The 13,885-nt window shown below is 41.0% G+C and carries 4 protein-coding genes; all 4 read right to left on the bottom strand.

The genetic code is table 11. The features are described 5' to 3' along the window. Nucleotides 1-402: 402 nt before the first annotated feature. On the bottom strand, nt 403-4,182 hold the full coding sequence (locus tag CK510_RS33460; protein WP_510788924.1) for an esterase-like activity of phytase family protein: 3,780 nt from the start codon (nt 4,180-4,182) through the stop codon (nt 403-405). After that, nucleotides 4,175-7,615, bottom strand: a complete 3,441-nt coding sequence (locus CK510_RS15105; RefSeq protein WP_095722491.1) for a choice-of-anchor I family protein — start codon at nt 7,613-7,615, stop codon at nt 4,175-4,177. Before CK510_RS15105 ends, CK510_RS33460 begins: the two co-directional genes overlap by 8 nt. Nucleotides 7,616-7,758: 143 nt before the next feature. After that, a complete protein-coding gene (locus CK510_RS15100) occupies nt 7,759-12,264 on the bottom strand; it encodes a choice-of-anchor I family protein (RefSeq protein WP_095722490.1) in 4,506 nt (1,501 codons plus the stop codon). 747 nt (nt 12,265-13,011) lie between these two features. Further along, on the bottom strand, nt 13,012-13,731 hold the full coding sequence (locus tag CK510_RS15095) for a pentapeptide repeat-containing protein (RefSeq protein WP_095722489.1): 720 nt from the start codon (nt 13,729-13,731) through the stop codon (nt 13,012-13,014). Nucleotides 13,732-13,885: the final 154 nt, after the last annotated feature.

Raw genomic sequence — 13,885 nt, 5'->3', positions numbered from 1 at the left:
GAGTTAAGTTTTGATTAAGAAAAAGATATATAATCTTAAAAAGAAGCTTTTTTTAATATTTTTATAAATTGATTTATTCAATTAGAGTTGTTTTTTGTTTAGTTCGTAGTCTTAATACAAATCAAAATACATATATTTTTTATAACTTCAAGAGTTTCTTAAACATAATTAAATACAGAATGTGATCGCAATATAATTAGATTTCATCAAAACTAAATAAATAATCTCATTATCATTGCTGATAGATATCTTCTAATCATATTTAATTAAGAAAAAATAGTTGAAATTTAAATAGAACGAAGAGATTACTAAAAGATAGGAAAAAGAAGCAGATAAAAATAGTTTTACCTGCTTCCTCTTTAGTCAAATAGTCCCTTGATATGGTAGGTGAAAAACTACGTTTCACACAGTCAAATTCACCCGAACAATTACATCGTTATAATCTTTGTCACCACCAAGGGGTAAATCTTCAAATCCCCAGGTATTATTCCCCAACAACCGAATATGGTCAACTTGTCCGGGATTTGCTCCCAGGAAGGAGAAATAAACTGCGGGGTCATTATTTAGGTTACTATCTAAAATTGCTTCTGGTCTACCATTAGCAATAATAAATGGTGCAAGTAATGAACCACCGAGCAAAGTACTATTGAATTTTGCTATTCCTTGGTTATTTACTGTTAAATCAACTCCGGTAATACGTTGATTAATTGCAGCTTGGGTATAACCAGATTGCCCAGGAAGAATATCGGCAATTTTATCTCCGTTGATGTCGATTCCACCGTTTTCATTGGCAATACGGTAGAAACCAACAAAGTTATCGAATGCAGCTTCCCGATTCAGGGTAAATTCAGCTTTGACATTACCAGAAATATCTCGTAAATCAATTAATTCAGCTTGATTGGAACCTTGTAATTTACTACCTAGAGGTAATACCTGATTAGAAAACTGGATTTTCACTTCTAAATCTTTGAAATCGGTGCTATTACCAGTTCCATCTTCCCAAGATAAGGTGAAACCACCATTCCCAACATCAGCTATTTTTTGAGTAGTTTGGGAGGAAATTAACACATCACTCAAGGGAGTTTTACCAGCTTTAACAGCATCAAGACTACTGTTTTTCACCAGTAGGAAACGTAAATTATCCCCAGAATTAAATTCCAATAACCGGGTTAATTCGTTGGGATTAAATCCATTGGGATTATTTGCGATCGCGCTACTAATTACTCTCCCTCTTTCTAATGCGGCTTCGGTGTATCCAGTTTGACCGGGAGCAATTCCATTTATGCTTCCTTTGCTGTCATCTACAGTAAATACACTTAGTTCATTAACTAAATTAGAACTACGTCCAATCAAGGATACTACCAATCTGGGTATTCCCACACCACCGGAAATATTGAAAACATCATTGCTGATATTCTTGCTTAACCCAGCTTGAGCGACGGGTAAATTGTTGGGTAGTTCTAAAATGCCCAGTTGTTCGGGGACATTGGTTCCAGCAACGTTAAAGTCGTTATCGTTAATTAGTGCTAATGTATTTGGTGCAACAAGTGCTAAACCTTCTAATTTTTCCACCCCTGTATAACCAAATTTAGCCGCATTGGCGATCAAACTTTTACTGACAGGTTTGATGTTTGCGGTGGTTAATTCTTGGGAAGTTAATTGCTCGATGGTTTTGCCAGTTGGGAGGGTAAAATTGGCAGGGTTATTTATGTTGGTTGCTTCTTTTAAGTCAATTTGGTAAATCAACTTGTTGGAAGCAGTGGTAGACAAGTCATCTCGCTCCACAACCGCAAATTTCCCGTTACCGAGAGCAACCGCATCCCCGATTTTATCGGTTTTGGCGTTACCACTTGCTGTAATGTCGTCGAGCAGATATAGATATTCCCCAGTCACCTGTTTGCGAGTAATATCAAATTCCAGTATTCTCAGATTTCGGGAACCTCTGGATACCGTATCGCTAGCGTTATCGGGATTATCGATCGCACTTTGGATAAACGCATAAAGTTTATTTCCTTCTAAAGCAACCGCTTCAAAACCACGATTTGCCCGTCTTTGAGCATAAATAGCAGGTATGATTGGGGTTCCGAAAGAAGTTCCACCATTTTTACTGGAGTCGGTTGCATCACCTTGGGGAATAAAGCGGTCAATTAATTTACCATTACTATTAAACTGGTAAACTGCTGGACGATATTCGTCAACCATCCACAAATCACCATTTTCAGCAACAACAATTCCTTCTAAGTCGGCTCCCAAGCTGTCGTTAGCTAGGGTATTATTATTTAAATCCACACCAATTTCGTCAGTATAAGCGGTATTTTGAACCCCAGTTTGTAAGTTGGGTAAACCTGTTAATGGTGTAGTTCCATCTTGACGGAATAATCCAGTTCTCTTGGTGATGGTAATTTCGCTGGTGGTACGATTCAGTTCAAAACTAACTACTTCCGGTTGGAAATTGGGTAACAAAAATGGTCTTTTCCCAGCAGTTGGTTCCCCATTTGGTCCCCTATCAGTGTGGGTGACAAATTTGAGATTACCATTTGCGGCGATTCCTTGGAAATATAAACCTGAGAAACCACCCAAGAAAATATCTTGACCTGTGGAGGTTGTCCCTAATTTTGGTAAATTATTGAAGGTGTAGTTAGTGACCTTTGGTTGCGGTGCAAAATTAAACTGGGCAACACTGGGGTCATGGTCACTATCTTGGTCGGCAAATTCGGAATTAATATGGACGATATCGTAGCCATTTAATCTTTGGGAAAGATTATTGCTAACTAAGATATGGTCGAGAACTTGAGCATTACCTTGGAAATTGTAAGTGTAGCGTTCGTTTGCGGGGATGGTGTCGAGGAGATTGTTTAAAACTGGGGTTCCCGCTCCTCCTGGTATTCCCTTCAACACATTTAACGGTTCGGAAAACTCAAAGTCATTCAAGTCACCCAAAACTATCACATTAGCCTTAGCATCAACAGTCAAGATGCTATCTACGAAATTGTTGACAATTTGCGCTTGTTGTAGTCTTTGTGCTTCACTGCTGAGGGTTGGGGGTTGATTGGGACCGAATAGGGATTGATCGCCACCTTTAGAATTAAAATGATTTGCGATCGCAAATACGGTTTCCCCTTTGAAGATAAATTCACCCACCAAAGGTTTGCGACTGGTGTTAAATGCAGAGTTAGTGGGGTCAATTCTACCAGGACTAGCGGAAAGTTCCGGTTTCCCATTAGCATTAGTAATTGTGGTGTTAATTATCGAACCACCACCAGCGCGATCGACAAAACTTACCCGTGCTGGATTAAATAGGAAACCAACGCGAATATTTCCCCCTGGTTCCCCCCCATCTTGGTCATCTACAGGGTTGATTTGCCGATATTGGTAAGTTGGACCACCAGCTGTTTTAATGGCATCAATTAGTTTTTGGTAGGTTTGATTTGCATCAACTACGATATCATTTGTTGCACCGTTATTATCCTGAATTTCTTCAACGGAAATAATATCGGGTGTTTTCAGGTTATTAACAATCCGATTGGCGATATTATTGAATTGGGTATCACCGTCACCTGGGTCTAAATTTTCCACATTGAAGGTAGCGACGGTGAGATTATTGCTATCTCCAACAAGATTTGTGGTTTCTTTATTCAGGGAACCAGGAGAATTTACCGTTAGGGAAGTTGGTAAAACTTCGTAATTGTTGAAGTTATAATCCACCACACCGGAAATTGTATTTAAGGTTGCACCAACATTAACTAAGGGTGAAGTTCCTGAAGTAAACAAAGTATCGTCGATTTGAATTCGTTCTGGGTTAAAGTCTGTTGCAGAAATTAAACTTCCTCCCCTCGCAGTGCGTCCAGTTGCATTTGCGCCATTATTAGGAAGTACCCAAATTTCACCAAAATTATTGGTAGGACTAGTTGCAACGGGGTTATTAATTTGGACGAGCATTCCTTCTAAACTTTCATAGAAGTCAATCCCTTCCGTTGTCGGGTCAAAATCTCCCCCAGTTTCCACATTTCCAGGAGTTGCAGCAGTAAAATCATTTTGAATAACTGCATTTGGAGGAATTCTACCACCAGCACCAATTACAATTGGGGTAATGGTTCCCAAAGAACTGGCTAATTGAGTCACCGCAGCACCAGAAACACTGGCATTAATTTGTGTCGTCGTCAAATTCCCAGCATTATNCATTATTTCCCGGACGAAACTCATCAACCCTTCCCGTCACCCCTACAGATTGTCCTACAGTTACAGTCGGTGCAGAACTGGTAAAAACAAAAATCCCTTCCGATGTAGCATTATTTGTATCAGGATTTGGGTCTTGCAGGTAAAAACCCCTGGCAGCGACTGCGGTGACAACACCTTGGACATTATTAACAGTTTGACTTACAAAGGGAGAACGGTGAGCAGTACCTTGGATATCACTAATTCGGGTTGGCAGATTCACCTCATAGGTAGTAACGGTTCTACTAACTTCATTGGCTAAAACAAGCAAATTTTTACCACTAGGACTATCGCTAGCAGGAATAAAAGCGATTCCTTCTGGAGCTACATCTCCAGTTTGAGCAGGAGAATACTCAATAAATTGAGGTTTTGCTGGGTTAGTAACTTCATAAACCATTACCCCACCAACCCGTTCTAAACCGATAAAGGCATAAGTACGATTATTGATAACACCGATCGCAACTCCTTCAGGTTCGGGTCCCTTATTATCGCTACGACTATCAAAGCTGGCAGCAGTGCCATCGGAGTTAAAAATACTAGGAACCTGTTGAGCGGTGATTTTTTCAAAATCCGCACCACTGTTGTAAACTATCTGCCCTTGGTCGTCCCAAATTGAAAATGAACGAGTACCGTAAGCAAATAATTTGTCGTAATCGCCATCACCATCAATATCACCATCAATCTTAGAAACCGTTAACCGACCCAAATTGCCATCTTGCTTGAGTGTGGCAGCATCAGGGAATATGGTAGGGTCAAGGGTTAATGCACTTAACCTAGACTCATCCGCATCACGGGTATCACCTTCGTTTGCAGTTACATAATAGGTACGACCATTAGCAGCAAAAGATGCGATCGCATCGGGCATAAACATCCCGAATACTGGAGAATTTTTGATGTTGATACCACCATCGCGATCGCTCGCATCTAATTCGCTTCCTGGTAAACGATGGTCAACTAAACCCAAGGGTACAATTTTCGTTACAGTCGCAGTGGCAACATCCACAACAGCCACAGCATTGTTTTCCTGTAAAGTCACCCAAGCTTGGCGACCATCCCCAGAAAAAGTAATATATTCAGGTTCCGCATCTTGGGAAATTGTCTTACCAGGGAAAATCCGCACACCTTGACTTCTTAAAGTGGCTTCCTGACCATCAAAACTTGCAAAACTCGCTGTAGAAACAGTTGCATTTGCTACCCCAGAGGAAATGTCAATAATACTGATAGAACCAACTGGGTCACTAGTCGCAGTCGGTTGTCCTTCATTCGCAGTCAAAACCTTAGTTCCATCAGGACTAAAAGTCACCATGTCAGGTAATACCCCAACGGTGACATCCTTAATAAAAGTACCCGCAGTGTCGTAAAAAACCACCTTGCCAGGGTCATTGGGATTTGCCGCTTCGATTGCGATCGCAACTACACCGTTTTTGACTGCGACACTATTTGCACTGATACCGTAGGCAGTCAAGTTAATTGCGGAAATTGTTGTGGGGTTGGTGGGGTCACTGAAGTTAACAATTTGGACATTTGCTGTCCCATCAATTACAAAAAGTCTTTTAGAAGCCGGATCGAAAACAGTAATTTCCGCACCTGTACCAGCAAAGCTACTAATTTTCTTCAAGGAACCAAAATCATTATCGGTGACATTGGCGTTAATCGTCGCTGCTATAATCCCGTTATAGTTGGTGTCGCTGCTGGTAACTGTGTGGGTAATACTACTAGGATGAGGGTTACTTTCCACTTTTTGGTCATTAACTGCCGTCACCGTTACAGTTTGGGCTACATTCCAGTTAGCTGTGGTGAATGTTAAAGCAGTACTACTAGTTGTTGTTTGTCCGTCGGGGCTAATATTAACTGTCACATTTGCCGTAGGTTGACTTCTCAGCACAACTGTGTATGTATCGGTCGCACCGCCTTCAGTAACATTGGTGCTACCGTCAGATTGAGTAATAGTCACACCAGCAGTTGGTGTAGAACTACTAATATAACCCCCAGGGTTGCCAATATCACCACCAGTAGAAGTTCGAGAATTTTGTGCATCATTAGCGGTGGAAAGTACCCACTGCGGATTAATTTCAGTCGGTGCGAGATTCCCTGTATTAGTCCAACCGCTAGCGTTTTGGGTGCGAATAGTCCCCGCAAATACTGCATCCCCGTAGGTAAGGCGATCGACAAGCTGGTTGCTGCTATCGAACAAGTTTATCTCATCGGCGCGTCCTAATCCTGCTACCGTTTGCCCACCAATAACTTTCACCGAGTTAGGTATTCCCCAAGCGGCTCGAAAAGTTGCTTCCACAGTCTCCGTCAAAATCACCGACTCTCCCGGTTGGACTGTACCAAAAGCACTCAGAGAAAAAGTCCCAGGTGTGCGAATTGTATCAGCGAAACTCCAACCTGTCATATTGACTGGAGTAGTGCCAAGGTTGGTAAACTCGACGAATTCGCCGTTGTTACCAGTGTACATATACTCAGTAATTTGTACATTAGGAGTGGTGCTAGCGGGTAGATCGTTATCAGTAATAGTGATATTTTGAGAAGTCGTGGTTCCCAAGGTAATTCCAGAGGAAGGACTACTAATTGTTAAAGTCGCAGTTTCTGTACTTTCTACCTGAGAATCATCAACTACAGTGAAAGTTGCAGTACCCGTAGTTTGTCCGCTAGGAATAGTAATAGTAGTGGTGCTGAGGGTGTAATCACTAGCAGTAATATCAGTTCCCGTTACCACTAAACCAACTGTTTGGTTGCCAGAAACAGGGCTAGAAGTTGTTGCTGTAACAGTAATTGCAGTTGCACCAGCTTCAGTTCCCGCATTGGGATTGACAGATAAATTAACACTGGGATGAGTTGCGGCAACTGCATTACCAGTAAAAGTGACATTATCAAACCGTAAAGTACCCCCAGCGTATGTAGATGTAGGGGTGGATGCACGATAGTTGCCAACGGTCGAGTCAAAAGCGGTAACAACTCGGAAAGCTGCATTGGCATTATTGTTGAGTGCAACAATGGAACTAAAATCAACACTGCGGTTAAAAAACGTATCACCTTGGCTGACGGTAAATGTTTGAAAGTCAACAAAGTTAGTGCCATCTGTTGAATATTGCACTACTACAGTATTCGCTGATGTGTTGCTGTGGCGAATATCAAAGTTAAAGGTAACACCTGTATAGCCAACAGTACTAACACTAAATTGAACTCCCTCAACTTTATTATCTGTTCCTAAAGCGGGGTAACCTGTTGTATTCCAGCCGGAGTTATCGGTTTCGCTTGGGTTTCCCGTGGCGAAGGTTGCCGTGGTTCCTAGTAATGAAGCGGTTCCTGTTCCAACAGATGGATTAGCTGTACCTGTAGTGACTGCATTATCTGGGGTCGGAGAATTAAAATTCCACTGCGTAATTGTTGCCATAGTAATTATGATTTTGAGGTAAAAGATATTGGTGCTATGAAAATTAGACAATACTTATGGTCTATATCAAACGTCTTGAAGAACCTACTTACAACAGGGGTAATAGGGGCACTAAACCCCTATTCACCTCGAAATTAAATCAATTAAACAACGGGAGCTAAATTGACTTTAACAATGATGTCGTTGTAATCTTTATCTCCACCACCAGGTAAATCTTCAAAACCAAAGGTGTTATCACCCAATAAACGTATGTGGTCAAATTGACCAGGATTAGCACCCAAGAATGGGAAATAAACCACAGGATTATTATTTGGATTTGTATCTTGAAGTTGCTCAAGAGTTCCATTGACAACAATGAAAGGAGCAATAATTGAGCCTGCATTCACAGTGGCTTTAATTGTCGCTGTTCCCTGATTTGCAACCTCTAATTTCATGGCTTTTCCATCTGCGCCAGTGACTATATTTGCCAATGCAGAATTCAAATAATTACTGCCAGTACCGGGATTAACTCCACCAACTAAACCATCGGCATTATCCAGTTTATAGAAATAAATCTGGTTGTTAAATGCTGCTTCTCTATACATTGAGAAAGTCGCCTCCACCTTACCAGAAATATCTCGCAAATCAATTAATTCACCGTCATTCTTGTTTTGTAATCCAGTTCCTAATGGACGAGCTTCATTCACAGACTCGGCTTTGACATTGAATCCATCAATCGCTAAATTAAAGCCATTCCCTGAGATATTAGTCACAAAATTTGTCTTAGTGGAAAAAACAATTTCTTTACTCTTTCCAGCTTGAATATCGTCAGCAGTTCCATCTTTAATCAAAGCAAAACCTAATTTACTTCCCGCAGCAAAACCTAAAGTCCGTGATTCTAAATCAGGATTGAAGCCAGTCGGCTTATTACCCACAGCAGAAGAAATTACCTTTGCTTTCCCACTTAACAAAAGTTGTTTTAAATCGGGATTAGTTGAACCATCCGACTCAAATACAACTAACTCATTTACCGTAGTGCTAGAGTTACTTTGATTAACACTAAACCGCAATTGATTGACTCCCGAACCTCCCTTAATCCCCACAACTCCCGGAGTCGCTGACTCAATAGTCGTTTTAGCAAAAACCCCATCAGCACGAGCATCTAAACGTTGAATGCGGGTATCTAATGCTGGTGCTGTATCTGTGCTATTAAATGGAGAATTAGCAAAATTTGCCACCAAATATTCCGCAAATGCATCTTGTTCCGTACCCGAATTAGCAAAACTTGCTTTTCCTAAGTCAAACTTTTTCGCATCAATAGGTGCGTCAATTTTACCGTTCAAATTTAAATCTTTGTCTGTTTCCCCAATTAAATCAACACGATTTGCAAAAGTGGGATTAGCAGCAATGAAACCAGACAAAGGATAATTATCACCACCATCAGCTAAGAAACCCAAAGTGACAATCCTAATTCCCCGGTTTTTATTACCTTGTACCTGACCATCTTTAACCAGAACCTCCCTTAAAGTTCCATCATCATTCAAAATCGCGGCATTTTGAATCCGTTGTCCTGCTGCTTTAGTAGAGTCAAAGCTGAAGGAAACACCAGCAATTTGCGGAAACTGTCCAGGAGTTGCACCAGATGCTGTTGCTGCAACTCCATGTTCCAAAACCTGCTTTAATTGTTCTGCTGTAACTGTAACCAGAGTCAGGGCATTATTAAAGGAGAGAGCATTTTGTAAATCTGGTTGGGAAATTCCACCTTCTGGTTTGCCAGACAAAGGATTTCCTTCTGGGGCAAGTTTAACTGCTTGAATTGCACCAGTCGGTGTAAAGACACGACCGATATCATTACGAATCCCCCCACCATTTTTAATGGAAACAACTACAGTCGGATCGAGTCGTTTCCCATAATCCAGATTTGCATCTGCTGTTAAATTACCCAAATTAGTTTCTTGGGTACGCACATCAGAACGTGTACCATTGAGAAATTCTGTGGTTGTCCCAAAGAAATTACCATCTTGCTTGACAATTACCTGACGTAATGCATCAGTAATCGCCTTAACTTCTGGGTCAACTAAATTTTGAGCATTGAGTGCGGCAACACCTTGGGCATCGGTAGCGTAAGCACCACTGACATTGGGGTTGATACTACCAGGAACAATCTTACCCTGAGCATCAAAATCCACCACCAAACGACCAACATACTTATAATTACCATCGGTGTTAATAATCACCATATCCTCACCAGTGGCAGACTTAGTGAGAATGGGGTAATCACCCTGTTTGCTATCCCCAGTACGTAAACGGTCTGTAGCATCCACCAAGCGAGTATTTGACCCACCTGCCATAATAATATCGACATCCTTCAGCAAACCAGCCAATTGTTGCTCGATGGCAATTTGTTGCATATGTGCAAGCAGGACAATTTTATTAATCCCTTGAGCTTTCAATGCATCGACTGATTTCTGAATTTCCGCAGCAAGTGCAGCAATGTCAGTTGGGTTGGTTGGTAAAACACCCACATTACCGGGGGAAGAAATACTTCTTAAAGTGGGAGTAGTCGCACCAACAACACCGATTTTTTCACCGTTAACCGTAACAACCGTACTCTTCGTAATTTTACCGGAAATGCTACTAGCTTCCTGTCCTTCAGCAGTCACCAAACCTGCTAAATTTGTATCGGGAGCAAAATTCAAGTTTGAACTGAGGTAGGGGAATTTAGCCCCAGGATAAGCACCATCGGGAGAAAGTACAGATTTAACTACACCTGTGCCCAAATCAAACTCATGGTTTCCGAATGCGATCGCTTGAAAACCAAGTTCATTTTGAATGATAATATCGGCACGTCCCACACCTTCTTTACCCAATAAAGGAGCTAAGGAAGGGTCTTTTGCAGCATCTAGGAATAAACCAGGAATATATGCATCCCCGGAAGACAAGGTAATGGTGTTGCCATAGTCAACCTTGCCGTCTTTATTAGCATCCTGATTTTTCAGCGCATTTAAAACCGCACTAAAACGAGGTGCGTCATCAAGGGCATTAATACCCGCTTCTTGATCGGCAGCATGGAGTAGTTGGAGGGTAAAATTGGGAGCGGCAATTTCGTATAAGGTTGCAGTATTACTAACTTCGTTAGAAACCGCTAGTAATGGTTTACCATTGGGACTATCAGATGCAGAGATAAACTTTAAGCCTTCTGGACTGATATCGGTTGCAGTGCGAATATACTGGACAAATTCAGGTTTAGTAGGGTTGCTGAGGTCATAAACCATCACACCACCACCAGCACGTTCTAAACCGATAAATGCATAGGGTTTTCCACTGACATAACCAACAACAACTGATTCTGGTTCTGGTCCCTTATTATCAGAACGGGTGTCAAAATCAGTGGTAAGACCATTATTGGCATTAAAAAATGTCGGTGTTTGTTGTGCTGTAATTTGTTCTAATTGGTCACCACTATCAAAAACTAATTTTCCTGTATCATCCCAAACGGAAAAAGAACGAGCGCCATAGGCATATAATTTATCGTAGTCTCCATCTCCGTCGGTATCACCAAGTTTGTTAGTAACTGTTAAACGACCAAGATTAGCGCTATTTTTCAAAGTTGTGGCATTGGGGAAAGCTGTAGAGTCTAGGTTTAAAGTGCTAACCCGTGCTTCTTCATTGAAGATACCTCCTTCTCCCTGACCAGATATAATACCACTGGCTGTCGGACGGATGCGAGAATCCCCTTCGTTAGCAGTGACATAATAGGTTTTCCCCCCAGATTCAAAAGATGCGATCGCATCTGGTTGGTACATCCCGAACACAGGATAATTTTGAATATTGATTTTACCACCACCTCCGGCAGTACCATTCACATCGCGATCGCTCGCATCAATCCCATTTCCTGGTAAGCTATGGTCTTTATATCCTAAGGGTAAAATAGCGGTGATGGTAGCAGTGGCAATATCAACTTTGGCTAAAGCATTATTTTCTTGGAGAGTTACAAAAGCTGTTTTGCCATCACCAGAAAAGGTAATATATTCGGGTTCTACATCTTGGGCAACTGTGGAATTAGTCCCATTCGCTAGCTTACCAAAAATTCTCACTCCCTGCTGCTTTAAACTTGCTTCCTGACTATTAAAAGCCGTGAAAGTCGCGGTAGAAACTTTGGTATTATCTAAAGCGGCAATACTTCCAGAAACATCAATAATACTAATCGAACCTTCCGGATCAACTGTATAACCTTCATTCGGTTCCCCCTCATTCGCAACCAACACCTTTGTTCCATCGGGGGAAAATGTCAGCATATCAGGTAAAGCACCCACCGTCACCTGTGCAAGTGCTGTCGGACTAGCAACATTAACAGTAGCATCAAAAAAGACAACCTTACCAGGGTCAGTTGCAGTTGTGGCAGAAATTGCGATCGCAACAATGCTATTGTCACTACCCTTACCTTTTCTCACAGCGACACTTTGAATTCCTGCACCAAAGCTCGAAAGGTCAATATTACCGATTTTAGTTGGTTTGGTAGGATCGGAAATATCCGTAATTTGCAGTACAGCTTTACCTGCCACTTCCCCGGTTGTAAACAGACGCTTTGTTTTGGGGTCAAAATCAGAAATTTCCGCACCATCTAAGCCCAAAGTGCCAGCAAATTTCAATTGAATTTGATTACTCATTTATGACTACCTTGTTGTTTAATAATATTGGCGATAAAGAAAGCTAAATCACAAACAGAAAATTCCCAAACTTTACACGTTGAGGTATAATACAGCACTCACTGTACTAGTACAAGTGCTGATTGGGAGCGGAGCAAAAATATCTCTTACTGAATAAATTACTACCAGACAACTATCAAGATGGTTCCATCAAAAGCCGATAAATAAATTTATGGTTTAAAACAAAAGTCATATAAAAGAGACTTGACAAAAGTTCAAATCTTTAGTCCCAGATTATATGTCTAAACCAAATTTTAATTTCAGGCTGATGCTAACCATGTGTGTATGAATAGAGATTGGAGAATCAAATAATATCAGTGATACTAAGCACTATCAACTTATACCAGATAGGTTAAAAGATTCTTATTTAAACATTAAGAAATTAGTTTGAAAGTGTTTATTATTTAACTTAGAGATTTCTTATCTATTAAGATGAATAGACATCTCCGGAAAAGATGTAGAGACGTAGCATTGCTACGCGAATGTGCCGGGACAGAATATTCTCGAAATCTTGCCACGGGGATACTCCCCGTGGCAAAGTTTCGCGGCAACTTCGCAGTCTCTACAAGAGTTCTAATGCATAATTAAATTCGGTCAATGTCTAATGGTAAAAATATAAATTAAAAATTAAGATGTATCCCCGAATTCTTCTCAGAAATCAGAGATATTAACCCGTGTTGAGATTAGTGTGTTTAGCTTTGGGAAAAATTATTCATGAATCGAACCATCAGGCATAATAGCCCCATTTAACAAAGCACCAATGAGTTTAACTTGAACGCGATCGCCAATCATTACCCTAGCACCACGCAAATCAGCACCACGTAAATCAGCACCACTTAGATCGGCACCAATTAAATTTGCAGACTGTAAATTAGCTTCCCGCAAATCAGCTAAAAGTAAATTAGCCCTAAACAAATTAGCCTCAGACAAATCCGCACCAAACAAATTCACCTTATGCATAAACGTATCGCTGAGGTTAGCACCTTTCAAATTGGCGTAACTCATATTTCTACCAGAAAAATCGCGATTAGTTAAATTGGCACCGCTATAATCCTTCCCAGTCAAATCGGGATGGGGTTTTGGTGGTTGATAACTTGGTTCCTGAGGTGTTCGCGATTGGGATGAATAAGCTTGCCTCGACGTAGTTTTAGATGTGGTTGTTTGCTGCGACGTTGGGTTTGATGCGGATTGGGAAGCAGCTCTAGTTGATGGTACATGCAAACGGGCTTTATGCGATCGCAATTTATCCCGCGCTTCATTGATTTGCTGCAATTTTGATACTGCCTTATCTTTGAGACGCTGATTATCCTGCGGCATCCGATCTGGATGCCATACAAAAGCTAAATCTTTGTAAGCCTGATTAACTTCATCAAGAGAAGCTCCAGGTTCAAGTTCCAATACTCTATAATACCGCTCCAGCTCTCTCATAGGACGTTATATTTCTAACCAACTTAATTATGAGCGATGCAGCTCTCTATCTGAAGCTATTTTTCGACAACTTTTTCTAATAAACCACGTCTACGTTGAGAACCGTAGTTTTTTGTAATTAGGGTAAACCTTATAACTCAAGCTATAACCAAAT

Origin of the sequence: Brunnivagina elsteri CCALA 953 (genome assembly GCF_002289455.1) — a bacterium.
Taxonomy (GTDB): domain Bacteria; phylum Cyanobacteriota; class Cyanobacteriia; order Cyanobacteriales; family Nostocaceae; genus Brunnivagina; species Brunnivagina elsteri.
The sequence above is the reverse complement of the archived record's forward strand: the minus strand, read 5'-3'. Positions and strand labels throughout refer to the sequence as shown.

Excerpts from the sequence above, each read along its gene's own strand:
- CK510_RS15100 (WP_095722490.1), bottom strand. The coding sequence starts at position 12,264 with ATGAGTAATCAAATTCAATTGAAATTTGCTGGCACTTTGGGCTTAGAT.
- CK510_RS15095 (WP_095722489.1), bottom strand. The coding sequence starts at position 13,731 with ATGAGAGAGCTGGAGCGGTATTATAGAGTATTGGAACTTGAACCTGGA.